Annotated in this window: 20 protein-coding genes; 9 read left to right on the forward strand and 11 right to left on the reverse strand. The window is 65.2% G+C overall.

Annotation, left to right across the window (positions count from 1 at the left end; translation table 11 throughout):
• Positions 1-17 precede the first annotated feature (17 nt).
• Positions 18-2,819, reverse strand: a complete 2,802-nt coding sequence (locus LB551_RS19505) for a [protein-PII] uridylyltransferase (RefSeq protein WP_224660167.1) — start codon at positions 2,817-2,819, stop codon at positions 18-20.
• Between the two features lie 186 nt (positions 2,820-3,005).
• Here LB551_RS19505 and LB551_RS19510 point away from each other — a divergent pair, with 186 nt between their 5' ends.
• From LB551_RS19510 to LB551_RS19520, 3 genes are all read left to right on the forward strand, one after another.
• Complete coding sequence (locus LB551_RS19510) at positions 3,006-5,510, forward strand: heavy metal translocating P-type ATPase (RefSeq protein WP_224660168.1); 2,505 nt, start codon at positions 3,006-3,008, stop codon at positions 5,508-5,510.
• Between the two features lie 43 nt (positions 5,511-5,553).
• Complete coding sequence (locus LB551_RS19515) at positions 5,554-5,946, forward strand: DUF305 domain-containing protein (RefSeq protein ID WP_224660169.1); 393 nt, start codon at positions 5,554-5,556, stop codon at positions 5,944-5,946.
• 79 nt (positions 5,947-6,025) lie between these two features.
• On the forward strand, positions 6,026-6,871 hold the full coding sequence (locus tag LB551_RS19520; RefSeq protein ID WP_224660170.1) for an aldo/keto reductase: 846 nt from the start codon (positions 6,026-6,028) through the stop codon (positions 6,869-6,871).
• 62 nt (positions 6,872-6,933) lie between these two features.
• Here LB551_RS19520 and mutS read toward each other — a convergent pair whose 3' ends face one another.
• Positions 6,934-9,696, reverse strand: a complete 2,763-nt coding sequence (gene mutS, locus LB551_RS19525; protein WP_224660171.1) for a DNA mismatch repair protein MutS — start codon at positions 9,694-9,696, stop codon at positions 6,934-6,936.
• A 217-nt stretch (positions 9,697-9,913) separates the two neighbouring features.
• Here mutS and LB551_RS19530 point away from each other — a divergent pair, with 217 nt between their 5' ends.
• A complete protein-coding gene (locus tag LB551_RS19530; protein ID WP_140497115.1) occupies positions 9,914-12,193 on the forward strand; it encodes an NADP-dependent malic enzyme in 2,280 nt (759 codons plus the stop codon).
• Between the two features lie 50 nt (positions 12,194-12,243).
• On the opposite strand, the gene LB551_RS19535 is transcribed toward LB551_RS19530, so the two are convergent.
• Complete coding sequence (locus LB551_RS19535) at positions 12,244-12,945, reverse strand: hypothetical protein (RefSeq protein WP_224660172.1); 702 nt, start codon at positions 12,943-12,945, stop codon at positions 12,244-12,246.
• A 520-nt stretch (positions 12,946-13,465) separates the two neighbouring features.
• A complete protein-coding gene (locus LB551_RS19540) occupies positions 13,466-14,458 on the reverse strand; it encodes an adenosine kinase (protein ID WP_224660173.1) in 993 nt (330 codons plus the stop codon).
• 215 nt (positions 14,459-14,673) lie between these two features.
• Between LB551_RS19540 and LB551_RS19545 the strand changes: the two genes are divergently transcribed.
• Both LB551_RS19545 and LB551_RS19550 read left to right on the forward strand, forming a co-directional pair.
• Positions 14,674-15,558, forward strand: coding sequence for an EamA family transporter (locus LB551_RS19545; protein ID WP_224660174.1), 885 nt, complete (start codon positions 14,674-14,676; stop codon positions 15,556-15,558).
• Between the two features lie 315 nt (positions 15,559-15,873).
• Positions 15,874-16,587, forward strand: coding sequence for a sulfate transporter family protein (locus LB551_RS19550; RefSeq protein WP_224660175.1), 714 nt, complete (start codon positions 15,874-15,876; stop codon positions 16,585-16,587).
• A gap of 11 nt (positions 16,588-16,598) precedes the next feature.
• Here the strand turns inward: LB551_RS19550 and LB551_RS19555 are convergent, their stop codons facing one another.
• From LB551_RS19555 to LB551_RS19575, 5 genes are all read right to left on the reverse strand, one after another.
• A complete protein-coding gene (locus LB551_RS19555; RefSeq protein ID WP_224660176.1) occupies positions 16,599-17,597 on the reverse strand; it encodes a proline racemase family protein in 999 nt (332 codons plus the stop codon).
• A gap of 13 nt (positions 17,598-17,610) precedes the next feature.
• Positions 17,611-18,411 carry an isocitrate lyase/phosphoenolpyruvate mutase family protein gene (locus LB551_RS19560; protein WP_140550236.1) on the reverse strand — a complete coding sequence of 267 codons (801 nt, stop codon included), beginning with the start codon at positions 18,409-18,411 and terminating at the stop codon, positions 17,611-17,613.
• Between the two features lie 149 nt (positions 18,412-18,560).
• Positions 18,561-19,220 carry an HAD family hydrolase gene (locus LB551_RS19565; protein WP_224660177.1) on the reverse strand — a complete coding sequence of 220 codons (660 nt, stop codon included), beginning with the start codon at positions 19,218-19,220 and terminating at the stop codon, positions 18,561-18,563.
• Positions 19,220-19,705 (reverse strand): dUTP diphosphatase, encoded by a 486-nt coding sequence (dut, locus tag LB551_RS19570; RefSeq protein ID WP_224660178.1) that lies wholly within the window; start codon positions 19,703-19,705, stop codon positions 19,220-19,222. The genes LB551_RS19565 and dut overlap by 1 nt, the downstream gene beginning before the upstream one ends.
• A 97-nt stretch (positions 19,706-19,802) precedes the next feature.
• Positions 19,803-20,273 (reverse strand): Lrp/AsnC family transcriptional regulator, encoded by a 471-nt coding sequence (locus LB551_RS19575; protein WP_140497095.1) that lies wholly within the window; start codon positions 20,271-20,273, stop codon positions 19,803-19,805.
• Between the two features lie 116 nt (positions 20,274-20,389).
• On the opposite strand from LB551_RS19575, the gene LB551_RS19580 reads away from it, so the two are divergent.
• The 3 genes from LB551_RS19580 to LB551_RS19590 all read left to right on the forward strand — a co-directional run bounded on the left by LB551_RS19580 (position 20,390) and on the right by LB551_RS19590 (position 22,990).
• Complete coding sequence (locus tag LB551_RS19580) at positions 20,390-20,638, forward strand: DUF6356 family protein (RefSeq protein ID WP_140512988.1); 249 nt, start codon at positions 20,390-20,392, stop codon at positions 20,636-20,638.
• Positions 20,639-20,652: 14 nt separating this feature from the next.
• Positions 20,653-21,444, forward strand: a complete 792-nt coding sequence (locus tag LB551_RS19585; RefSeq protein WP_224660179.1) for a class II glutamine amidotransferase — start codon at positions 20,653-20,655, stop codon at positions 21,442-21,444.
• Between the two features lie 172 nt (positions 21,445-21,616).
• On the forward strand, positions 21,617-22,990 hold the full coding sequence (locus tag LB551_RS19590) for an amidase (protein ID WP_224660180.1): 1,374 nt from the start codon (positions 21,617-21,619) through the stop codon (positions 22,988-22,990).
• Here LB551_RS19590 and LB551_RS19595 read toward each other — a convergent pair.
• Positions 22,984-24,057 carry an NAD(P)/FAD-dependent oxidoreductase gene (locus LB551_RS19595; RefSeq protein WP_224660181.1) on the reverse strand — a complete coding sequence of 358 codons (1,074 nt, stop codon included), beginning with the start codon at positions 24,055-24,057 and terminating at the stop codon, positions 22,984-22,986. The two genes, LB551_RS19590 and LB551_RS19595, sit on opposite strands and share 7 nt — an antisense overlap.
• A gap of 110 nt (positions 24,058-24,167) precedes the next feature.
• Positions 24,168-25,976 (reverse strand): winged helix-turn-helix domain-containing protein, encoded by a 1,809-nt coding sequence (locus LB551_RS19600; protein WP_224660182.1) that lies wholly within the window; start codon positions 25,974-25,976, stop codon positions 24,168-24,170.
• Between the last annotated feature and the right edge of the window lie 23 nt (positions 25,977-25,999).

Here is a 25,999-nt window from a genome sequence, read left to right on the forward strand (position 1 = left end):
CAAAGTGATGGTGGCGCTCACTCGGCGGCCGCCTTGGTCCTGCTGCCGCGTTCGGAGGCCGTGCCCTCGAGCGTCGCCGTCAGCCTGTTGCGGATGGTGGTGGTGCGTGACGGGCTGTCGATCTTCTGGCCGGTAAGATCGGTGACGTAGAACGTGTCGATCACCTTTTCGCCGAAGGTGGTGATGTGGGCCGACGCGATGTCGAGCGACAGGTCGGAGAGTGTTCCGGTGATCTCCGACAACAGGCCCGGCCGGTCCAGCCCTTCGACCTCGATCACCGAAAATCGGTTCGACAGCGTGTTGCGGATCTCGGCGCGCGGCGCGATCCGGAAGACCTTGGCGCCGCGCTTGGGCTTGGTGCGCTTCTCGATCATCTCCGGCAGCCAGCTCTTGCCCGACAGCACGTCCTCGATCAGCCGCCCGACGCGCTCGGCACGCCGGCGCTCGTCCTCGTCGCGGTCGAACTCCCTCGAGATCAGGATCGTGTCCAGCGCGCGGCCGTCCGAGGTGGTGAAGATCTGCGCGTCGACAATATTGCCGCCGGCCGCCGCACAGGCGCCGGCGATCACCGACAGCAGGCGCGGATGGTCCTGCGCCAGCACGGTGATCTCGGTCACCGCCTCGAACTGGTGCGTCTTGACCATGGTGGCGAGCTTGTTGCCGGACGCATCCGCCTCGCGGATGAATTCGGCGTGGCGAAGCTGGTCCGGCAGGTCGACGGTCAGGAGGTAATTCTCATAGTGCAGGCCGACATAGCGTTTGCGGATCTTGTCGGGCCAGCCGGCGAGCGCTTCGGCCAGGCGCTCGCGCGCCGCGGAAGTGCGCTGGGCGCGCGACACTTCCGAGAAGCCGCCGGTGAGCAGCAGTTCGGTCTCGTAGTACAGCGTGCGCAGCAACTGGCCCTTCCAGCCGTTCCAGACTCCCGGTCCGACACCCCTGATGTCGCAGACGGTGAGGATGAGAAGCAGCTTCAGCCGCTCGACGGACTGCACGATCGAGGCGAAGTCCTCGATCGTCTTGCGATCGTTGAGATCGCGCGTCTGCGCCGTCATCGACATCACCAGATGGTTCTCGACCAGCCAGGCCACCGTTTCCGTGTCCGCGGTCGAAAGTCCCATATGCGGGCAGATGCGCCGGGCGATCCGGGCGCCGGCTTCCGAATGGTCCTCCGGCCTGCCCTTGGCGATGTCGTGCAGCAGCACGGCGACGTAGAGCGCCTCGCGGCTCTTTCTCAGTCCCGGCATCAGCGAATGCGACAGCGGATGCACCTTCTCGCCGTCGCCGCGCTCGATCTCGGCCAGCACGCCGATGCAGCGGATCAGATGCTCGTCGACCGTGTAGTGATGGTACATCGAGAACTGCATCATGGCGACGATCTTGCCGAAATCGGGGATCAGCCGGCCGAGCAGCCCCGCCTCGTTCATGCGGCGCAAATTGAGCTCGGCATTGCGGTCCGAGGTCAGGATGTCGAGGAACAGCCGGTTGGCCTCCTCGTCGCGCCGCAGCGACTTGTTGACCAGGCCGAGCGAGCGGGTGAGCAGCTTCAGCGCGTCGGGGTGGAATTCCAGCCCGTGCTTGTCGGCGAACCAGAACAGCCGCAAGAGATTGACCGGATCGCGCTCGAACACCTGGTCGTCGGCGATGTTGATGCGGTGGTTGTCGACGATGAAATCCGACGTGCCGGCAAGCTTGCGCTTGCGGCGCTGGAAGGTGAGGAAGATGCGGTTGAAGCCCGGCACATGCTTGGCCTGCTCCTCTTCGAGCGCCGCGCAGAAGATACGGGTCAGGTCGCCGACATCCTTGGCGACGAGGAAATAGTGCTTCATGAAGCGCTCGACCGCCGACAGGCCGGGATGGGTGGTGTAGCCCAGCCGCTCCGCGATCTCGCGCTGGATATCGAAATGCAGCCGCTCCTCGGCCTTGCCGGTGAGGAAATGCATGTGGCAGCGCACGGCCCACAGGAAATCCTCGGCCTTCTGGAATTCGCGGTATTCGGCCTGCGTGAAGACGCCCTTCTCGACCAACTCCTCGCCGGTGCGCACGCGGTAGAAATACTTGCCGATCCAGAACAGCGTCTGCAGGTCGCGCAGGCCGCCCTTGCCGTCCTTGACGTTGGGCTCGACCAGATAGCGGCTTTCGCCGGCCTTGGCATGGCGCTCATCGCGTTCGGCGAGCTTGGCCTGCACATATTCCGGTCCGGTGGTGCGCACCACCTCATGGTCGAAGCGCAGCATCAGTTCGTCGTAAAGCTTCTGCTCACCCCACAGGAAGCGCGCCTCCAGGATCGAGGTGCGGATGGTGATGTCGGTGCGCGACAGCCTGAGGCATTCCTCGATGTTGCGGGTCGCGTGGCCGACCTTCAGCCCCAGGTCCCACAGCATGTAGAGCATGTATTCGACTGTCTGTTCGCCCCACGGCGTCTGCTTGTAGGGCAGCAGGAACAGAAGGTCGATGTCGGATCCCGGCGCCAGCGTGCCGCGCCCGTAGCCGCCGACCGCGACGACGGCCATGCGTTCGGCGACCGAGCGGTTCTTTACCCGATAGACATGGGTCGCGGCGAAATCGTAGAGCGCCCGGATCAGCTCATCCATCAGATGCGACAGCCGCTCGGCGCAGGCATTGCCGCCGCCATCCTGCTTCAGCATGGCCTCGGCGACCTTTCGGCCCGCGGCGAGCCGGCCCTTGAGAAGCTGGAGAACCCCGGCGCGGGCGGTCGATCCTGAGCCGTCCCCGGCCGTGGTCGCCGTCAGCGCGGTCATCTCGCGGCGCAAGGCGTCGCCGTCGATCAGTTCGTCGAGCTTCAAGGAGATTTTCGCCATGGTACCGGTTGGCCTTGCCTTTTGGGCGGCGTCTATAGCGCGTTTCCGCGGCTCTGGGTATGGGGGCGGTTGACGCGTTTCCATGGTGCGGGACACCCGCGACAATAAAATTCAAACCAGTCCTTGACCTTCCAGTTACTGGAAGGACTACCTCCGGCTCGAAGCAGTTTGATAGAGGCATTCGAAATGACGCATTCAGATCACGATCATCACGGGCATGGTGGTTGCTGTGCGGCAAAAGGTGCGGCCGTGGATGCCGGCGCCGTCACGCGCGATCCTGTCTGCGGCATGATCGTCGATCCAGCCGCCGGCAAGCCGACATCGCAGCATGCTGGCCGCCTCTATCATTTCTGCAGCGAAGGCTGTCGGACAAAGTTTCAGGCCGAGCCGGAAACATACCTGACCGCCATCGACCCCGTCTGCGGCATGAGCGTGGACCGTGCCACGGCAAAGCATTTTATCCGCCATGACGGCCAAGGCTTCTATTTCTGCTCTGCCGGCTGCAAGTCTAAATTCGAAGCGGCACCCCAAACCTATCTCGGCGACAGGCCGGCGCCCCGGGCGATGCCGAAGGGCACGCAATACACTTGTCCGATGCATCCCGAGATCATCCGTGACAAGCCCGGCTCCTGCCCGATCTGCGGCATGGCTCTCGAGCCGATGGGCGTTCCATCAGGCGATGAGGGGCCAAATCCCGAACTGGTCGATTTCACCAGGCGGTTCTGGGTCAGTGCGGTGCTCTCGGTGCCCCTTCTCATCGTCGCCATGGCGCCGATGATCGGTCTGTCCTTCGTGAACCTGATAGATGACCGGACAAAAGTCTGGATCGAACTGGCGCTCGCGAGCCCGGTGGTGCTTTGGGCCGCGTTTCCGTTCTTTCACCGCGGCTGGGATTCGATCCGCAACCGCAGCCCGAACATGTGGACGTTGATTTCGCTCGGCGTTGGTGCGGCCTATCTCTACAGCGTCGTCGCGACGCTGTTCCCGGACATTTTTCCGCATCAGTTCCGCGGTCATGGCGGGGCGGTGCCGGTCTATTTCGAAGCCGCCGCCGTCATCGTCGCGCTGGTCTTCCTCGGCCAGGTGCTGGAACTGCGCGCCCGCGAAAAGACCGGCTCGGCCATCCGCGCCTTGCTCGACCTTGCGCCCAAGAGCGCGCGACGCATTGCCGAAGACGGCACCGAGAGCGATGTGCCGCTGGACAGCGTCAAGGCCGGCGAGCGCCTGCGCATCCGGCCAGGCGATGCCGTGCCGGTCGACGGCACCGTGCTCGAAGGCCGCTCTTCCATCGACGAATCGATGATCACGGGCGAAGCCCTGCCGGTCGAGAAGGCCGAAGGTGATGCCCTCACCGGCGGCACGCTCAACAAGAACGGCTCGCTGATCATGCGCGCCGAGCGCATCGGCGCCGAGACCACGCTCTCGCGCATCGTCGAACTGGTCGCCAAGGCGCAGCGTTCACGCGCCCCGATACAAGGGCTGGCCGACCGCGTTTCCTTCTACTTTGTCCCGGCTGTCGTGCTGGTCGCCATCGCCGCGTTCGTCGCCTGGGCGGCCTTCGGCCCGGCGCCCAGCCTGATCTTCGCCATCATCTCGGCGGTCTCGGTGCTGATCATTGCCTGTCCCTGTGCGCTCGGCCTCGCCACGCCGATGTCGATCATGACCGCCACCGGACGCGGCGCCCACGCAGGCGTGCTGATCAAGGAGGCCGCCGCGCTCGAACGCTTCGCTTCAGTCGATACGCTGATCGTCGACAAGACGGGGACACTGACCGAAGGCCGGCCGAAACTGACGGACATCGTGACCGCCGATGGGTTTTCGGAGGAGGAATTGCTGGGCCTCGCCGCGAGCCTGGAAAAGGGCTCGGAGCATCCCCTGGCCGAGGCTATCGTCGAAGGCGCCGCGACCCGTGGTGTAAGCATCGCCGAAGCCAGCGGCTTCGAGGCGGTCACCGGCAAGGGTGTTTCCGGTGCCGTTTCGGGCAGGAATGTAGCGCTCGGCAACGCCGCGATGATGCGTGATCTCGGCGTCGACGTGTCCGCCGTTTCGGCGGCGGCAGAGACGCTGCAAGGCGATGGCAAGACGGCGATGTTCGTCGTCGTGGACAGGAAATTGGCCGGCATCGTCGCCGTCGCCGATCCGGTGAAGGCGACCACCGCCGAGGCGATCAAGGCCCTGCACGGCAGCGGCTTGAGGATCATCATGGCGACCGGCGACAATGAGCGCACGGCAAATGCGATCGCCAGGAGTCTCGGCATCGACGAGGTCCGCGCCGGCCTGTTGCCGGAACAGAAGGGCGCGCTGGTCGAGGAACTACGCGGCAAAGGCGCCGGCGTCGCCATGGCCGGCGACGGCGTTAACGACGCACCGGCCTTGGCCAGCGCCGATGTCGGCATCGCCATGGGCACCGGCGCCGACGTCGCGGTCGAAAGCGCCGGCATCACTTTGATCAAGGGCGACCTCAACGGCATCGTGCGTGCCCGCACACTGGCCCAGGCGACCATCCGCAACATCAGGCAGAACCTGTTCTTCGCCTTCCTCTACAATTTGCTTGGCGTGCCGGTCGCGGCCGGCGTGCTCTATCCGCTGACCGGCACGCTTTTGTCGCCGATGCTGGCGGCGGCGGCGATGAGCTTGTCGTCGGTCTCGGTCATCGCCAATGCGTTGCGGCTGAGGACATTGAAACTTTGAGCCAATCACCCAAATACGAAACCCAATCAACAGGAGACCATCAATGACCTTGGCCAAGAGAATCGTGCTGCTGCTGATGGCGGCTGGAATGCTGGTCGCCGTCTTCCTCGAAAGCGTTCCCGCACAGAGCGAAGAGATGAAGCACGACATGGCCGGCATGGCGACGGGGGCGGAAGGCCCATCGACCGCAGGCTACAAAGCGGCGATGGACAAGATGCACGCCGACATGATGGCCTCCAAATACACCGGCAATGCCGACGTCGATTTCGTCCGCGGCATGATCCCGCACCACCAGGGCGCCATCGACATGGCCAAGGTCGAACTCGCCAACGGCAAGGACCCAGAGATCCGCAAGCTGGCTGAGGCCGTCATCGCGGCGCAGGAAGCCGAGATCAAGCAGATGCAGGACTGGCTCGCCGCCCATCCGGTGAAGTAAGCTTTCGCCGCTCGGGCGAGAACCTCTCTGGATTTCTCGCCCGGCCTGTGATGCGATCTGGTCTCAACTGGAGCCTGCCATGCCGTCGAGCGTCAGAACCACCACGCTGCCCTCCGGCGAAGCCGTTCCCGTTCTCGGCCAGGGCACCTGGAAGATGGGCGAGGATTCGCGCCGCCGCACCGAGGAGGTGAATGCCCTCAAGCTTGGCCTCGATCTCGGTGTCAGGCTGATCGACACCGCCGAAATGTACGCCAGCGGCGGTGCCGAGGAGGTGGTGGCCGAAGCCATCGCCGGGCAGCGCGCCGAGGTCTTCCTGGTCTCGAAGGTGCTGCCCTCCAACGCCTCGCGCGCCGGTGTGCAGCGCGCCTGCGAGAACAGCTTGAAGCGCCTCGCCACCGACCGCATCGACCTCTACCTCCTGCATTGGCCGGGCAGCGTGCCCCTGGCCGAAACCGTCGAAGCCTTCGAGGCGCTGAAGAAGTCCGGCAAGATTCGTCATTGGGGCGTCAGCAATTTCGACACCGGGGAGATGGAAGAGCTGGTCGGCCTGCCCGACGGCGGTAACGTCCAGACCAACCAGGTGCTCTACAATCTGGTCCGGCGCGGCCTTGAGTTCGATCTGGCGCCCTGGAGCCGGCAACGCGGCATCCCCTTGATGGCCTATTCGCCGGTCGAGCAGGGCGCCTTGGCGCGCAATGCCAGTTTAGATGCGGTCGCTGCCCGCCACGGGGCGACCGCGGCACAAATCGCACTGGCCTGGGTGATGCATCAGGAAGGCGTCATCGCCATTCCCAAGGCCAGCAGCCAGGAGCATGTCCGCCAGAATGTCGCGGCGCTCGAGATCAAGCTGACGCGCGAGGACCTCGCCGAGCTCGACCGCGCCTTCCCGCCGCCGGGCCGCAAACGCGGGCTGGAGATGATTTGAAGCTGCCAATCTCCCCCACGAGGGGGGAGATTGGCAATTCAGGCGCCGCCCAGATTGCAAAGCTACGTCCCCAGCAATCCTTTCAACCGGTAAAGCGCCTCCAGCGCTTCCCTGGGCGTCATCTCGTCGGGGCTGATCGCGCTGAGTGCCTCATTGAGCGCATCGCTCTTGACCGCCTTCGGCGCTTCCCGTTTCACCGCCACGGAAAACAGCGGCAGGTCGTCCACCAGGCGGTTGGTCTTGCCCGAAACCTCGCCTTCCTCGAGCTGGTGCAGCACTTCCTTGGCACGGTCAACCACCGCCTCGGGGAGTCCGGCGAGCCGCGCCACCTGCACGCCGTAGGAGCGGTCGGCCGCGCCCTTGCCGACCTCGTGCAGGAAGACGACGTCGTTCTCCCACTCCTTGACCCGCATGGTGACGTTGTGGAGCCGCGCCAGCTTGCCGGCAAGCGAGGTCATCTCGTGGAAATGCGTGGCGAAGATCGCCCGGCAGCGGTTCTTCTCGTGCAGATATTCCACAGCCGCCCAGGCGATCGACAGGCCGTCGAAGGTTGCGGTGCCGCGGCCGATCTCGTCGAGGATCACCAGCGCGCGTTCGCCGGCCTGGTTGAGGATCGCCGCCGTCTCGACCATCTCGACCATGAAGGTCGATCGGCCGCGTGCAAGATCGTCCGAGGCCCCGACGCGGGAAAAGAGGCGGTCGACGACGCCGATATGGGCCGATGTCGCCGGGACGAAAGAGCCGGTCTGGGCCAGGATGGCGATCAGCGCGTTCTGCCGCAGGAATGTCGATTTACCGCCCATATTGGGACCGGTCAGCAGCCAGATCGCGCCGTTCCTGGCGCTGCCCTCCGGCGACAGGTCGCAGTCATTGGCCACGAACGGTCCTGCGCCCGAGCGCCGCAGCGCCTGTTCGACCACGGGATGGCGCCCACCCGAAATCTCGAAGGCAAGGCTGGCATCGACCAGCGGCCGGCACCAGGCCTCGCTCTCGGATAGAAGCGCGAGCGCCGCCGACACGTCCAGCACGGCGAGAGCATCGGCGCCGGCGCGGATCTTCTCCGCTTCGCCGACCGCTTCCGCCGTCAGCGCATCGAAGGCGGCAAGCTCGATGCTCAGCGCCCGGTCGGCGGCATTGGCGATCTTCGTTTCCAGCTCCGCCAGCTCCGTGGTGGTGAAGCGCATGGCGTTGGCCATGGTCTGGCGATGGATGAAGCGCGCCTTGGCGCCGTCGCTGCCGGTCATCACGGCGTGGTGGTTGGCGGTCACCTCGATATAGTAGCCGAGCACATTGTTGTGCCGGATCTTCAGCGACCGGATGCCGGTCTCCTCGATCAGCGAACGCTCCAGCCCGGCGATCACTTTTCGCGACTCGTCGCGCAGCGCCCGCATCTCGTCGAGCTCCGGGTGGTAGCCGCCACGGACGAAGCCGCCGTCGCGCTTGAGCAGCGGCAGTTCCTCGCCAAGCGCTTGCGTCAGATGCCCGGCAAGCGCTTGCGGCAGCGCCCGGATCGCTGCGAGCGCCGCCGCCAATTCGTGGGGGAGGGCGGTCGCGGCAAATATCTCCGCGATCGCGCCGGCCGCCTCGAAGCCGGCGCGCAGCGCGCCGAGGTCGCGCGGGCCGCCGCGGTTGAGCGCCAGCCGCGACAGCGCGCGCGGCATGTCGGCGACGCTCTTCAGGCTCGCCCGCACCGCCTGGCAAAGCCGCGTCTCGGAACGGAAGAACGACACCGAATCCAGCCGCGCGGCGATTGCCGCCGGGTCGGTCAGCGGCGCCATCAGCCGGTCGGCGAGCAGCCTGGCGCCGCCGCCGGTCACCGTGCGGTCGATTGCCTTGAACAATGAGCCTTCACGGCTACCCGACAGCGTGCGCAGCAGTTCCAGGTTGCCGCGCGTCGCCGGGTCGATGAACAAAGTCGAGCCGGCCTCCTCGCGCTCGGGACGCGACAGCGGCGGCCGCTCGGCCTTCTGCGTCTTTTCGACGTAGGCGATGGCGCCCGAGATCGCCGACAGCTCGGCACGCGAAAACGCACCAAAGCTGTCCGGCGTCGCCACCGCGAAGAAGCGGGCAATGCGCCCGGCGGCCGAGGCCGAATCGAACAGGCTCGGCGGCTGCGGGTTGGCGACGCGGCCGAGCACGTCGAATACCGGTCGCAATTCGGGATCGTGGAACACCGGCTCGGCGACGATCAGTTCGCGCGGATCGACACGGAAGATGTCGGCGAGCAGCCGGTCGGCGGTGGTGTCGGTGACCCGGAAAGCCCCGGTCGAGATGTCGATCCAGGCCAGGGCAAAGCTTCCTTGGTTCCCGGTCGCGCCGCCGCGCTCCCCGCCTCTTGGATCGCCGCCGCCCTTCACTCGTCCCAGCGCCATCAGGAAGCTCGATTCCGACGGCGCCAGCAATTTGTCCTCGGTGATGGTGCCAGGCGTCACCAGCCGCACCACATCGCGGCGCACCACCGATTTGGAGCCGCGCTTCTTGGCTTCGGCCGGATCCTCGATCTGCTCGCAGACGGCGACGCGGAAACCCTGCGCGATCAGTTTCTGCAGATAGTCATCCGCCGCATGCACCGGCACGCCGCACATCGGGATGTCGTGGCCCTGATGCTTGCCGCGCTTGGTCAGCACGATGCCGAGCGCCCGGCTCGCCTTCTCCGCATCCTCGAAGAACAGCTCGTAGAAATCGCCCATCCGGTAGAACAGCAGCGAATCCGGGTTCGCCGCCTTGATCTCGATGAACTGCTCCATCATCGGGGTCACGCCGCCAGCGGCTGCCGGCGTGATCGCCTCGGGAGCGTCCGGTTCGTTTTGAATGTGCATGTTCATGCGCTCACGCTAGCAGATGTGGCGGCGGGGTTTAATGCCGGCCATTGGAAAAGCAGGGGAAGAACGGAGATCAACCACCATTGAACGCCATGCGTCCTTCCGACGCCAGTTCGGCAACGCTTGGCGGTTTACACGCGGCGGCGCGTGGTCTTAATTCGGAATCACACAAGGCACCCGCCTCAAGGAGGTGCCGCATGGCGAGGAAATCAAAAGCATCATGGCAAGGAAAACCGAAAACAGCGGTCCGTCCGTCAGCGCGCAGGAAGCGCTCGAATTCCACGCCATGGGGCGGCCCGGCAAGCTCGAGATCGTCGCCACCAAGCCGATGGCCACGCAGCGCGATTTGAGCCTCGCCTATTCGCCCGGCGTCGCCGTGCCGGTGCTGGCCATCGCCGAGGATCCCAGCCGCGCCTTCGACTACACGTCGCGCGGCAACATGGTCGCCGTCATCTCCAACGGCACCGCCATCCTGGGCTTGGGCAATCTCGGCGCGCTGGCCTCCAAGCCGGTCATGGAGGGCAAAGCGGTGCTGTTCAAGCGCTTCGCCGACGTCGATTCCATCGATCTCGAGGTCGACACCGAGGACGCCGACGAGTTCATCAACTGCGTGCGCTTCCTTGGGCCCTCCTTCGGCGGCATCAACCTGGAGGACATCAAGGCGCCGGAATGCTTCATCATCGAGCAGCGGCTGCGCGAGCTGATGGACATTCCGGTCTTCCACGACGACCAGCACGGCACCGCCATCATCTCGGCCGCCGGCCTGATCAACGCGCTGGAGATCACCGGCCGCGACATGAAGACCACCAGGATGGTCTGCAACGGCGCCGGTGCGGCCGGCATCGCCTGTATCGAGCTGATGAAGGCGATGGGCTTTGCGCCCGAGAACATCATCCTGTGCGACACCAAGGGCGTGGTCTTCCAGGGCCGCACGGAAGGCATGAACCAGTGGAAGTCGGCGCACGCGGTCAAGACCGACGCGCGGTCGCTGGCCGAGGCGCTGGATGGCGCCGACGTCTTCCTCGGCCTTTCCGCCAAGGGCGCGCTGACCACCGCCATGGTGCGTTCTATGGCCAAGAACCCGATCATCTTCGCCATGGCCAACCCCGATCCCGAGATCACGCCCGAGGAAGTGGCGGAGATCCGCACCGACGCCATCATGGCGACCGGGCGTTCGGATTATCCCAATCAGGTCAACAACGTGCTCGGCTTCCCCTATATCTTCCGCGGCGCGCTGGATGTGCGAGCCACCACCATCAATGACGACATGAAGATCGCCGCCGCGCGTGCGCTTGCCGACCTGGCACGCAAGGACGTGCCCGACGACGTCGCCGCGGCCTACCAGGGCAACCGGCCGAAATTCGGCCCCAACTACATCATCCCGGTGCCGTTCGATCCGCGCCTGATCTCGGCCATTCCGCTGGCCGTCGCCAGGGCGGCGATGGATTCTGGCGTCGCCCGCAAGCCGATCCTCGATCTCGACCGCTACGCGCAGGAGCTGTCGGCCCGCCGTGATCCGATCGCCTCGACCTTGCAGCGCATCTACGACCGCGTGCGCCGCCAGCCCAAGCGCATCGTCTTCGCCGAGGGCGAGGAGGAGCAGGTGATGCGCGCCGCCGTCTCCTATGTGAACCAGCGGCTCGGCACCGCCATCCTGCTCGGCCGTGACGACGTCATCAAGGAGAACGCCAGGCACGCCGGCATCGACCTCGACAAGCAGGGCCTGGAGATCATCAATGCGCGCCTGTCGCGCCGCAATTCGGTCTATACCGATTATCTCTACGAGCGCATGCAGCGCAAAGGCTTCCTGTTCCGCGACTGCCAGCGCCTGATCAACAACGACCGCAACCATTTCGCCGCCTGCATGGTGGCGCTGGGCGATGCCGACGGCATCGTCACGGGCGTCACCCGCAACTATTCCACCGCGCTCGACGATGTCAGGCGCGTCATCGACGCCAAGCCCGGCCACCGCGTCATCGGCGTGTCGATCGTTTTGGCGCGCGGCCGCACCGTGATCGTCGCCGACACAGCCGTGCACGACATGCCGAACGCCGAGCAGATCGCCGACATCGCCGAGGAGGCGGCAGGCTTTGCCCGCCGCATGGGCTATGAGCCGAGGCTCGCCATGCTCGCCTATTCCACCTTCGGCCATCCCCACGGCGAGCGCTCCGAGCGCATCCAGGAAGCCGTGCGCATCCTCGACAAGCGCCGCGTCGATTTCGAGTATGACGGCGAGATGGCCGCCGACGTCGCGCTCAACGCCCGTGCCATGGCGCAATACCCGTTCATGAGGCTGACCGGCCCGGCCAATGTGCTGATCATGCCGGCCTTCCACTCGGCCTCGATCTCGACCAAGATGCTGCAGGAACTCGGCGGCTCGACGGTTATCGGCCCGCTGCTGGTCGGGCTGAACAAGCCGGTGCAGATCGTCTCGCTGAACGCCAAGGACAGCGATATCGTCAACATGGCGGCGATCGCGGCCTACACGGCGGGGACCTGAGGAAGGGGTTCGCGCGTCGGACGCGAAAGCAGCGGCGGATCTGATCGCGCTTAACCCGCGGAAAACACCCGCGCCGCCTCGATGACCTCCTCAACCTGATCTTGCCGCAGCAGGTCGATGGGAATGCGCTCGTCGAGCAGCGCCGAGGGGCGGGTCAGCCACAGCCACGCCAGCCTAGGATTGCTGATCAACGACAGCACGTCTCGAATACCCGCCACCGGCCTGCCATCGACGAACTGCGCCAGCGGGAAGACGTGCTTGCGGCCGCCCTTGCGCAAGGCGACCACCTCGCCCCGCCTTTGCCAGCGGTGCAGGGTCGAACGGGCGATGCGCAGGTGTTCCTCCAGATAGGTCGAACCGGCGACCCGCCCGGCCCAGTCTTCGATCAGCATCGATTCGAGGTCGTCGGACTGGGTGCGCGGAAGCGGGGAGGCGGGGCCGCCGAGATCCGCCGACGGGTTTGGGGCGCCCGCGGTGCCGGCTTCGCTGCGGCGCGCGGCTTCCGCGGCCAGCGCACGCACGAATTTCGACGCCAGCCCCGGAAGGTCGGCACGGATGGCATCGATGGCGCGCTGGTGCTTCGGCGACAGCAAGGTGACGGCGGACGCTATGCTGCCGGCGATCTTGCCAACCGAGACGATGGTGGGTTTGTTGATGGCCTCGTCATAGTGGGCGAGCGCCCGCTCGACCTTCTCCGCGACCATGTCGGCGAAGTCGTCTTGTTTAAGACCGGTTACGTGAAATCTGTTCATGCATCTGTCTTCTGGCCGCGAGCGCTCCTCCCCGATCGGGGCCCGTTGCTGAATTTCTAATGTGGAAAGCGGAAATCGCGGCGGCAACAAATCCGGCCGCCCGACAGCTTGCTGTCTTGCATCTTGGCACCCCAACTGGCTGAGGGCGCCCAAATGTCAGTCAAGGACGCCCAGATTGCGTGTAGGTGCGATGTGTGACAGCCGCGCGACGGTCAAGCTGCGATCTCCCCCCTCGTGGGGGAGATGCCCGGCAGGGCAGAGGGGGGCGCGAAGGATCGCTACGTAGCGGTGGTTCCCTTCCGCGTGCCCATACTCTTCGAACTGGCGCCCCGACATGGACAGTACGTTCATGCCGTTCATTTTGGGCTTGGCGGCAGTGTAGAACCCTGGAGATGCCGGCGGGACAGCGCCCCCCTCTGGCTTGCCGGCGTTCGTCGTTCGGAAAGCCAAGCAATTGGCTTTCCGCCCACTTCGCGGACCACTCTCAACCCCCACGACGGGGGAGATCGGCAGGTTTACCCTACAGCAATCCCGCCAGCTCGGCCTCTTTGCGCAGATTCTGCCTTGGCCTCGGCCCGATCTGCTGGATCACCAGTCCGGCTGCCAGTGAGCCGAGGTCGCCGCAGGTCTTGAGGTCGCGGCCTTGCGTATAGCCGTGCAGGAAACCGGCGGCGTAGAGGTCGCCGGCGCCCGTCGTATCGACCAGCCCCTTGATGGCGGTCGCCTGGATGACCACGGTCTCGTCGCCGCGCACGATGACCGAGCCTTTTTCCGAGCGCGTCACGGCGGCTATTCTGCAGTCCTTGCGGATCTGGGCCAGCGCCTCGTCGAAGGACGAGGTCTGGTAGAGCGACTTGATCTCATGGCTGTTGGCGAAGACGATGTCGACGGTGCCCGAGCGCATCAGCTCGAGGAACTCGTCGCGGTAGCGGTCGACGCAGAACGAATCCGACAAGGTCATCGACACTTCGCGGCCCGCCGCGTGCGCCAGCTTGGCCGTCTGCCGGATCGCCTCCTTGGCGCGCGGCGGATCCCACAGATAGCCCTCGAAATAGGTGACCTTGGCGCCCGACGCCTTGTCTGCCTCGACATCCTCCGGCCCGAGCTCGACGCAGGCGCCGAGATAGGTGTTCATCGAGCGCTCGCCGTCGGGGGTGACGAAGATCATCGAGCGCGCCGTCGGCGGCTCGCCCTGAAGCGGCTTGGTGTCGAAGGCGACGCCCTGCGCGTGGATGTCGTGGGCATAGATTTCGCCCAAAGCATCGTTGGAAACCTTGCCGAAGAAGGCGGCGCGGCCGCCAAAACTGGCGACGCCGGCGGCGGTGTTGCCGGCGCTGCCGCCGGACGCCTCGATCGCCGGGCCCATGCGGCTGTAGAGCAGCTCGGCGCGCCTCGTGTCGATGAGGTTCATCGCGCCCTTGATGATGCCGTTGGTCTCCAGGAATTCTTCTTCGCACTGGGCGATGATGTCGACAATCGCGTTGCCGATGCAAAGCACGTCATAGTCCGGCATCAATGTCTCCGCCAAAATCCGCGCCGGCCTCTTGCCATGCCCGCGCGGGTCTACAGCATGACCCTGAAAATTGGCAACGGATTTTCTGTCGTTGCCGCTACGGTCAGGCGCTACGACAATTCGACCGTGGCCGAAGCATTTCATCGCGGCTTTGCCTAAGAAGGGCCTTTCGATCCCTGCCCGAAGGCGGCAAGCCCATGCCTGCAAGAAACGACATGAACACCGATCTGGCGCTGCTCGCCGTCCTGGCGGTGCTTTGGGGCGCCTCCTACACCTTCATCAAGATCGGCGTAGAGACGATCCCGCCGGTGACGTTCATCGCCGCCCGTACCTTGATCGCCGGCGGCATCCTGTTCGCCATCATCCGCTGGCGCGGGCTTGCCATGCCGGGCGATGCGGCGAGCTGGCGGCGTTTTGCCTTCCAGGCGTGCCTCAACAGCGTCATCCCGTTCACTCTGATCGCCGCCGCCGAGCGCTCGGTGGATGCCGGCCTCGCCACTATTCTCAACGCGACGTCGCCTATCTTCACCTTCCTGTTGACCGCGCTGATCACCCGCCATGAACCGGTGAGGCTGCGCAAACTGATCGGCGTCGGCGCCGGCATTGCCGGCATCTGCCTCATCGTGGGCACACAGGCGCTGGGCGGTCTCGGCCATGAACTTTGGGCGCAGCTTGCCATCGTCCTTGCAACGGTCTGCTATGCGGGGGCGGCGATCTTCGGCCGTGGCTTCAAGGGCCTCGACCCGATGCTGCCCGCCGCCGGCTCGATGCTCTGCGGCGCCGTCATCCTGGTGCCGCTCAGCCTTCTGGTCGACCAGCCCTGGACACTCGCGCCGTCGATGGCGTCGATCCTGGCCTTGCTCGGCCTGTCCGTGTTTTCGACCGCGCTGGCCTTCGTCATCTATTTCCGCCTGATTCACACGCTGGGCTCGGTCGGCACGACGTCACAGGCCTATCTGCGAGTGCCGATCGGCGTCGGCATCGGCGCCGTCTTCCTCGGCGAAAGCCTGGGTTCGACGGCTTGGCTCGGCATGGCCTTCGTCGTCGCCGGCGTCGCGGCCATGACCATTCCCACCCGCAAGCCGGCGCTCGCACAATAGGCAGACAGGGCAATCGCCTTCAAGCGCCTTCAATTGCCGAAGTTGGCACCGCCTCTCACCTGTCTGCCGGCATCTTCTGTCATCGCCGGTTTCGCCAAGCCGCAACGTTGCAATGTAGGCGCCGGCGTGCGGCCAGCCCTTCTCCCGTCACTATACGGAGAGAAGTGCCCGGCAGGGCGATGAGGGGGCGCCGACGCTCGGAAGAGGGTGGATGCGGAGAATTCGAGCCTCAAGCGATTGCCATGGCAACAGAGGCTTGTGACGGGTGGACCTGCTGCCTATCCTCCCGGCGTTCGAAGTGAGGTTGGAAGCACCGTGATCTCCAGCGCCGCCCGCGCCGCCGCCGGCCAGTTGTTCTCGCCCGAATTCCGCGCCGTCTTCCTCAAGACGCTAGGCCTGACTGTGCTTGCGCTGGTCGCCTTGTGGTTCGGGCTGACCAGCCTCGTCGAGTGGCTGGCGCTGCCGTGGCTGCACACGCTGTTTCCCGGCCTGCCGTCCTGGGCCGGTTGGCTGGGGGGCATCATCGCGGCCATCGCGCTTGCCTTCGGCATGGCGCTGCTCATAGCGCCGGTGACGGCCGTCGTCGCCGGCCTTTTCCTCGACGACATCGCCGACGTGGTCGAGCGTACCGATTATCCCGGCGATCCGCCCGGCCGCGCCATGCCGGCGCTGCGCTCGCTGGTGCTGGCGATAAAGTTCTTCGGCATCGTCGTTCTGGGCAACATCGTCGCCCTGCTGCTTCTGCTGGTGCCGGGCGTCAACATCGCCGCCTTCTTCATCGTCAACGGCTACCTGCTCGGGCGCGAATTCTTCGAATTCGCCGCCATGCGTTTTCGCCCGGAACAAGAGGCCAGGGCCTTGCGCCGAAGCCATGCCGGGACGGTCTTTCTCGCCGGCCTGGTCATCGCGACCTTCCTTGCCGTGCCGGTGCTCAACCTGGTGACGCCGCTCTTCGCCGCAGCCATGATGGTGCATCTGCACAAGGCGATCTCGGCCCGGCCCGATCGGCGGAGCAAGCCGTCCCGTTGATGCGCCAATCCCTACCGCAGCAGAAAGCCGCGCCCCAGTTCGTCGTCGGGCTCGACGATGAATTCCGCCCGGCCGCAATAGTAGGCGCGGCCGCCGACGCGGGCGATGATCGCTTCATGCGGTCCGGCTTCCGCCGTCCGCGCCACCGCGCCGGAAAAGCGCGAGCCGGCGATGCTCTCGAAGGTGCGCGTCAGGCCTGTTGCGATCTCGCCTTTGGCATGCATCGCCGCCAGCCGCGCGGTCACGCCGGAACCGGTCGGCGACCGGTCGACCTGCGCCTCGGCGAAGACACAGACGTTTTTCGTCGGCTCATCCGAAAACGCGTCCCGCCCATCCGTCAAAATGGTGCCGTAGAGGAAGGCGAGGTCGGTATGGTCGGGATGCGACAAGGGGAACCCGCTCTTCAGCCTTTCGGTCAGCGCCGTCGCCGCGTCGACGAAATCGCGCACCCGGTCGCGGCCGAATTCGAGCCCGAACTGGTGACAGTCGGCCAGTGCATAGAAGGCGCCGCCATAGGCGATGTCGAAGCCTATCGCGCCGTAGCCGGGCAACTCGATCTTGCGGTCGCGTGCGAACAGGAAAGCCGGCACGCTTTCGAACGACACAGCACCGGCCTTGCCGTCGCGCACCTCGACCGAAGCGACGACCATGCCGCAGGGCGCCTCGATGTTGACCATCGTCACCGGTTCCTGCTTGGTCACCAGCCCTTCGTCGACGGCATAGCGGCCGAGCGCGACGATGGCGTGGCCGCACATGGTCGAATAGCCCTCATTGTGCATGAACAGCACGGCAAGGTCGGCGCCCGGCAAATCGGGCTCGACCAGCAGCGCGCCATACATGTCGTAATGGCCGCGTGGCTCGAACATCAGGATTTTCCGGAGATGATCGAGATGGTCGCGCACATAGGCGCGCTTCTCCAGGATCGTGCCCTTCGGGATATCGGGATAGCCCCCGGTGACGATCCTCAGCGGCTCGCCGCCGGTGTGCATGTCGACGACGGTCAGCGTCATGTGTTCCGCCCGCTTATCCCGATTTGCCAAACAGCGCCTGCAACTTGCCGAAGGGCATGGCGGCGCGGGTGAAGCCGAACGTGCCGTCCTGCTGGATCTCGCGCGCCGCCGTTTCCAGCATGCCATAAGCGAAATTGGTCAACCACGGCCCAAGCGAAACGCGCTTTGCCCCGGCCTTGGTTAGATCGGCGATGGTGAAGTCGGGCCTTGCCATGACGTTGACCGGCTTGCTCACCGCCGAGCAGAGCGTGCGCACCATCTCGACGTCACCGATGCCCGGCGCGTAGAGCACGTCGGCTCCCGCCTTCTCGAATGCCTGCAGCCGCTTGATCGTGTCGTCGAGGTCGGACTTGCCCCAGAGGAAGTTCTCCGCCCGCGCGGTGAAGACGAAATCGCGTTTCAGCGCGCGGGCCGCTTCCGCCGCCGCCGCGACGCGTTCCACCGCGTGCGAAAAATCATAGATCGGCTTGTTCGGGTCGCCGGTGTGGTCCTCGATCGAGCAGCCGGCAAGGCCGGCGGCTTCAGCCGCGAAGATGGTTTCGGCGGCCTGCTCGGCGCTGTCGCCCTTGCCGCGTTCGAGATCGGCCGAAACCGGCAGCTCGGTTGCCGCTGTCACCTCGCGGCAGTGATGGATCATCTGATCGAAGGTCACCGCGCCGTCCGGCAGGCCGCGCGAGAAGGCGAAGCCGGCGCTGGTCGTGGCCAAGGCCTTGAAACCGAACGATCCAAGCAGCTTCGTCGTGCCGACATCCCAAGGATTGGGCATGACGAAGGTCGAGGCATGCAGGTCGCGAAAGATCTTGCCCTTGTCCATGGAAGCTCCCCCATCGTGCTGAGTGCGATGGCGGATTTTAGCTCGCCCGCCTTGCCCGGGCAAACGAATGCGGTTGGCTCAGAAGCGTTTCGCGTTCTCTGCTGACAATTCCTCCGGCGCGTCCCTGCAACCCGTCAAACCGGCGCCGATCAGTGGATCGGCACCAGTCCGGCCAGTGTGCGCATGTCGTCGAACAGGATGCCGCCGGCTCGCATCAAGCCGTCACGGTCGCTGTAGGGATCGCCATGATAGGAAAATACCCGCATGCCGGCGGCGATGCCGGCCTGCGTGCCGGCGACGCTGTCCTCGATGACGATGCAGTCAGCAGGCGCAAAGCCCATCGTCTTGGCCGCATGCAGGAACAGGTCCGGAAACGGCTTGCCGCGCACGACCATGGTCGAGGAAAACATCGCATGTTCGAACAGCGGCAGCAGACCGGTCTGGCCAAGCGTGATGTGCATCTTCGACACCCTGGCCGAGGTGGCCACGCAATAGGCGATGCCGGCCGCCCGGACAGCCTCGACGAACTCCCGGACATAGGGAATCGCCTCGACCCCATGGGCGAACAGGTCCGGCAGCCCTGCATTCCAGCGCTCGACGAAGTCGGCGCCGAGCCTGACGCTGGTCTCTTCTTCGATCTGCTTCTGCACCGAGACCATGCTGCGGCCGGAGAAGTTCTTGCGGCAATATTCGAAGCTGGTGGGATAACCGGCTTCGCTCAGCCATTCGGCCAGGCGCCGGTTGGCCAGGTTCTCGGTATCGACCAGAATCCCGTCGCAGTCGAAGATGACGAGTTTCGGTATGTTCATCAGGCCGTGCCGGTCGAGCCGAACCCGCCCGAACCGCGTGCCGTGCCGCCGGCCAGGGCGCGCTCTTCGACGCCCGCCTGCATCACCGCGGCGAACACGATCTGGGCAATGCGCATGCCGCGCGTCACCGCGAAATCCTCGTCGCCGAGATTGACCAGCAGCACCTTCACCTCGCCGCGATAGTCGCTGTCGATCGTGCCCGGCGTGTTGAGGACGGTCAGCCCGTGTTTGAAGGCAAGGCCGGAGCGCGGCCGCACCTGGCCTTCCATGCCTTCGGGGATTTCCAGGATCAGTCCGGTCGGCACCAGAGCGCGTTTTCCTGGCAGGATCAGCAGCGGCCGATCGTCTGGCACCGCCGCGCGCAGGTCCATGCCGGCCGCGCCGGTGCTTTCATAGGCAGGGAGGGGAAGGCCGTCGGCGTGCGGCAACCTGACGAAGCCGACGGTCGGACCGATGACGGAGGAATTTTGGATGGCTGCGCGCATAAAATCGATCCTATCGGCGCGATTGCCGATTCGGTCAATTCGCCCGCGATCCTATCAACGGCTTTCTTTCGGGCATCACTATGGCCGGAGCCAATCCTTAGCGCACTTCCATCGGCACCACCGTGGTCTCCTTGATCTCCTCCATCACGAAGGAGGCCGAAACGTCCGACAGCGCCACCTTGGCGATCAGCCGCTGGTACAGCCGGTCATAGGCCTTCACGTCGGCGACGCGGGCGCGCAGGACATAGTCGAGGTCGCCGGACATGCGGTAGACGCCGGTGATCTCGGAAAACCCGGTCACCGCCGCCCGGAATTTCTGCAACCACTCGGGATCATGGTTGGAGGTGCGGACCAGGATGAAGACGGAGAGGCCGAGCCCGAGCTTCTCCGCATCGACCAGCGCCACCCGGCCCGTGATGACGCCATCCTCCTCCAGCCGCTTGACGCGCCGCCAGCAGGCGTTGCGCGACAAGGCAACCCGCTCCGACAGCTGGTCGACAGACAGCGTGCCGTCGCGTTGCAATTCGGCGAGCAATTTCCGATCGATTTCGTCGATTTCGATGGCCATGTGGGATGTTTGTCCCGCGAACAAGCAAAATACAAGGACATTTTGAGACCGATGAACCGACGAACCGTGCCAGGATACCCGATATCGGGAACTTCAAGCGCTGAAGGGGAAGCAGCATGTCGGTCGCAAGGATTTTCACCTCCCATCCGGCCAAGGTCGGCGAGACCTATTTCGGTCACATGGCCTTTGCCGCCTGGTTTTCCTCGCGCCTGCTGACGGCCGCCGGGGCCGCCCTCGTTCACGCTTTCTTGCCATTTCTGTTCGAGACTACCGCCAGCCGAATCGTCCGCGAGCTTTACGAGCGGACGCACAACAGAGGTTCGCACGCGGTCAAGGAGCCCAAGGCTCTTCCGGATCGCGCTTAGGAACGGAAGAAGCGATGTGCCGGTGGGCGGCCTATCTCGGTGAAGCGGTTTTCCTCGAAGACATCCTCACGGCGCCCTGCCACTCGCTGATCGCCCAGAGCCATTGCGCCGAGGAAGCCAAGTCGCCGACCAATGGCGATGGTTTCGGGCTTGCCTGGTATGGCGACCGGCCCGAGCCCGGCCTCTACCGCGACATTCTGCCGGCATGGTCCGATCCCAATCTGAAGAGCTTGTGCCGGCAGATCAAATCCGGATTGTTCCTCGCCCATGTTCGCGCCTCGACCGGCGGCGCCACCAGCCGCATGAACTGCCATCCCTTCATCTCGGGCCCTTGGTCATTCATGCACAACGGCCAGATCGGCGGCTTCGAAAAGATCCGCCGCGCGCTGGAAAATTCGCTGTCCGACGCCGTCTTCGACCAGCGCGAGGGCACTACCGATTCCGAGCTGTTTTTTCTCCTGGTGATCGACGAAGGGTTGGCCGCCGATCCGCAAGGCGCCGTCGCCCGTGCCACCAGCCGCGTGCTGGAGGCTTCGCGGCGTGTCGGCATCGAGCCGGCGCTGAAGCTGACGGCCGCCCTTTCCGACGGGCAGGCGCTCCACGCGGTCCGCTATGCCACGGATGACCATGCGCCCACCCTCTATACCGCCGCCAAGGGCGGCGGCCGCTGCATCGTCTCCGAACCCTTCGACCGTGAAGGCGGCGACTGGCAGGCGATCCCGCCATCGAGCTTCGTCACCATGACCAGGGACGGCATGAATATTCGGCCGTTTGCGCCGGCCGCGAGGCTGGCGCTGGCTGTGTAGTTGCAGATTGCGCAATGTCGCGGGACAGAGGGAGCGCCGTAGGGTGCCGACCTCACAGACATGAGCAATTCCGGTCAAGCACAATGGCTTTCGGACTGCTCAACTCCGCTTGAAGTCGCACCGCTGTCCGCCATCTTGATCGGACGAGCGCGTGCAAGCCGGAGCATTCACCATGGATCTCGTTTTTTCCTCGACCGTCAAGCTGGCCGCCGCCATCGCCGCGCGAAAAATCTCGGCCGTGGAAGCACTCGACGCCCACCTGGCGCAGATCGATGCGCACAACGAAGCCGTCAACGCCGTCATCTCCCTCGATAGGGAAGGGGCTCGCAGCCAAGCCAAGAAGGCCGACGCAGCACTGGCGCGCGGCGCTGCGCTCGGACCGCTGCACGGCATCCCGTTCGCCCTGAAGGACATGCACCAGACATCAGGCATGACGACCACGGTCGGCTTCCCGCCTTTCGCCGATTATGCGGCGAAAGAAGACAGCCCGGTCGTCGCCAGGCTGAAGGCGGCCGGCGGCGTGCTGATGGCCAAGACCAATGTCGCCAGCTTGCTGTCCGACTGGCAATCGAAAAATCCGCTGTTCGGCCGGACCAGCAACCCCTGGAATCTTGAGCGCACCGCAGGCGGTTCCAGCGGCGGCGCTGCGGCCGCGATTTGCGCCGGGATGACACCGTTCGATGTCGGCACCGACATGCAGGATTCCATCCGTCTCCCCGCCGCGTTTTGCGGTGTTTATGGCCTGAAACCAACGGAGCATCGCGTCTCGCTGGCCGGCGCTTTTCCGGACCCGGGCGACGCCGCGCGCAGCGTCCGGCTGATGTCCTGTCTCGGGCCGCTGGCGCGCAGCGTGGACGATTTGTCCTTGATCTATCAAATCATCGCCGGAGCGGACGGGCGCGACACCGATGTCGCCCCGGTGCCGGTCGAAGACATGCCGAAGCTCGACCTCAAGACACTACGCATAGCCTTCGCGTCGTCGTTTCCCGGCTTCCCGGTGGCTGGCGACATCAGTGCAGCGGTCGACAACCTTGCAGGGCAGTTGCAATCGGCTGGTGCCATTGTCGAGGAAGCGAAACTGCCCAAGCTCGATCTGCGTGATGATCTAAGGCACGGCGGAGCTCTGATTGGCATGATGATGGAGGCGGCGCAACCCGGGCCGCCGGAACAGCCGACCCCCGTCTCGCGCTGGTTCGAAGCGCTCGCCCGTCGCGACAAATCCATTCTCGCGTGGGACGCCTTCTTCGACAGTTGCGACGCGCTGCTCTGCCCGGTGGCCATGACTAGCGCGTTTCCTCATTGCGAGCCCGGCGCACCGGTCAAGGTCGATGGCAAGGACCAAAACTACTGGATGCTCCCGGCCTATGGCGCGGTGTTCAATTACAGTGGCCATCCGGCACTTTCGATACCGTACGGACAGGACCGAGACCGCCTGCCGATCGGTCTGCAACTGGTCGGCAAACGCTGGTCGGAATCACGGCTGCTCGCTATTGCCAGGGCTATGGCGCCGTTGACCGGCGGCTTCAGCCGTCCACCAAACTATTGAGCGAACCGACCCAACCCGTAGGGCGCCAGCAGCGGATCGCGCTCCCCGTCGAGGATTTCGCGCGCGGCGAACAAGCCGACCGCCGGCGCCAGCGTGATGCCGGAATGCGTCACCGCGATATAGAGGCCGTCCATGCCCTCGGCGCGGCCGATGATCGGGAAGCCGTCGATCGGCGTCGGCCGGTAACCGACCGTATGGAAATCGAGCTCCAGGCCGTCACCGCCGCGCAGCATCGCTTGCAGCGCCGCAAACAGCTCGCGCGCCGTCGCCGCCGCATCCATCCCCGGATCGGCACCGCCGAAGTCGGACCCGGCGATGATGCGGCCTTGCGCCGTCTGGCGCATGTGTAGCCGCTCGGCCAGCACCAGCCCGTTGAGCAATTTTTTGTAAGGCCGCGAATAAACGATCAGGCCGGGCGGTATTTCGATCGGTAGCCTTATGCCGGCCGTCGCGGCAATCTCCGGCGAGCCGACGCCGGCCGCGATCACCACCTCGTCGGCGGCGAGCAAACCATGGGCGGTGTCCACGCCCGTCGTCCTGCCCCCGGTCTGAACAAGCCCCATAACCGTGCTGGAGACGATGCGCGCACCGCGCTGTTCGGCGTCGGCCAGCAGCGCTTTCGTTGCGGCGACCGGCTCGGCGACACCCTCCTCGGCGACATGCACGGCAAAGTCGGGAAGCTCGGCGAGATTGGGCTCGATGCCAGCCGCGCCGGCGCGGTCGACGCGCCTGATGCCATAGCCCCAGGACGAATGCTCCGCCGCATAGGTCTCCAATTTGTCCGCCGGCAAGTCCCAGCACAGCCCGCCGCACCAGGCGAGCGGCAGGCCGGGCAGCTCGTTTGCCAGCCGTTTCCACTCTGCCATGGCGCGGGCGCGCAGCCGGAAATAGACTTCCGGATTGCCCCAGCTGGCATTGATCCAGGCGAAGGAATTCGGCGTGGCGACCCCGCCGGCGCCGCTCTCGGAAACGACGGTGACCCGTGCCCCGGCCGTGGTCAGGTGCCGGGCGATGGAAGCGCCGATGATACCGGCGCCAATGACGACGACTTCCTTCGCGCTGCTCATGCTCTGGCCCTTGATGGGAGTTGTTCCGTCATGCCATCGCATCGGTTCGATCTCAAGGGTGAGTTCAGGACTGGCGCCGGTTGCGGATATGGCGATCCGCTTTGCGAGAGCTACGCGCTGTCCAGCGGTTCTTTCTGCACGTCGGCGAGCAGTCGCTTCAGCTCGTCATGACGCCGCATGAGCCGTGAGGAGCCGACTTTCCTTGCAGCGGCCAGCGCGGTGCCGAGTTCCAGCTCGGCGCCGGTGCGATCGCCAAGCTGGATAAGCAGCGCCGCGAGCGACAGGCGGGCATCGGCGGCACCGATCGGCGAACCGATCTCGCTCCAGCGCGAGCAAGCGATCTGCAGTTCGCGGGCTGCATCGGCCAAACGATCTTCGCGTGAAAAGAGTTCGGCCTTGGCTTCCGCCGTCAGCGCCCGGATCGATGCCATGGGCCAGCGCTGTGGCTGACTCTCCAGTTCGGCGATGACTTCCTTCGCGCGCTCCGGCCGGCCTGTCCTTGCCGCCACCTTGGCAAGCGTGGCGAGAACCAGCCCCTTGCGCTGCAGGGTCGGCCAGCTGCTTCCGACAAGGGAACGCTCGAGAGCGGCGAAAGCGGCCTCGGACTGTCCCAGTTCCAGCTGCAACAGGGCAAGGCCTGGCTGCGGATCCCAGCCTGCGGCGTGAGATGCGCGATAGGCCACCTCCGCCTCGGAGAGATCACCGGCAGCCAGATGAATATCGCCGAGAACACGCAATGCATCGCCCGTTGCCCAAGGCGCGTCGAGCGCAAGCTGGTCGATAGCCGCGCGCACCAGCGCCTCGGCCTCCTTCAGCGTTCCGTGCACTCCGAGCACTTCTGCGCGGTGCAGCCGGCACGAGCCCGACAGGTCGTCGAGCCCGTGTCCCTTGCACCAGCTTTCGTAGCCGAGCGTCCATTGATTGGCTCTCGCCCAGTCACCGGAACTCCGGCAGGCCCACAGTATATTGCAATAGAGAATGCCGCCGACGATGGGATCAATGTCGCTCGACAGACCAAGAGCAGCCGCGAAGTCCTGGTCCTCCTCTCCGGCCTTGGTTTCCCCAAGGCAGAGCTTGAAGAAGCCGCGATAGATCAGCCCGAGCGATTCCACGACCGGATCTTCGAGATGCTTGCCGACTTCGAACGCCTGTTCGGCCCACGCCAGCGCCTGTTCAGGCTGGGCTTCCGCGCCCATGATGCGCGCGCCCATCCAGCACCACAAGCCATGCTCCCGGCTGTCGGTGGCCGCATCGATCAACTGTGCGGCGCGCTTGTGCCAGCCCTTCGCCACTGGGAGTTCGCCTCTTTCAAGGTGTATCCGTGCAAGCGTGATCGCCGGGGAAGCCGCCCGCAGTCGGTCTCCGGCGGCGCTATGGGCCGCCACCGCACGCGTCAACTGCGGAATGGCTTCGGATGGCCGCCCCATGCACTCCAGAGCCAGCGCCCATTCCTCAAGATCGGCGGTGAGAACCTGCTGTTGGGCATCCGCTTCGACGAAACAGGCCACGGCCTCTTGCCATTTCCTGGCCGTGGCTGCCGCGCGTGCACGCAAGATCTGCGATCCGGCGATCACGGCACCTGGGTCGACCGGGCTCGAGTTTGGATTGGAAGACGCCGGTCGGTCGAGGCAAATCCGGTAGCCGAACCGTGGCAGGTTGCGCATCGCCGTTTCCATGCCGCCTTGGCGCAGGATGGTGCGAGCGAGGCTGGCAACGCGCTGCAACGAGGCTTCGGTTACCGTGACTCCCGGCCACAGTGTTTCGAGCAATTCTTCCTTGCTCAAGGCACGGTCCCGATACCGCAGCAGAACAGCCAGGAAATCGAACACCAGCGGCTGCACCTCGATCTCTCTGCCTGTGAGACGAAGAGTGCGCGATTCCTCGTTCAGCTCGAAATCGCCGAAACTATAGACCCCCATCGACAGCATTTCCTCCTGCAACA

It is taken from the genome of Mesorhizobium sp. BR1-1-2 (assembly GCF_020165435.1).
In the GTDB taxonomy this organism is placed as follows: Bacteria; Pseudomonadota; Alphaproteobacteria; order Rhizobiales; family Rhizobiaceae; genus Mesorhizobium.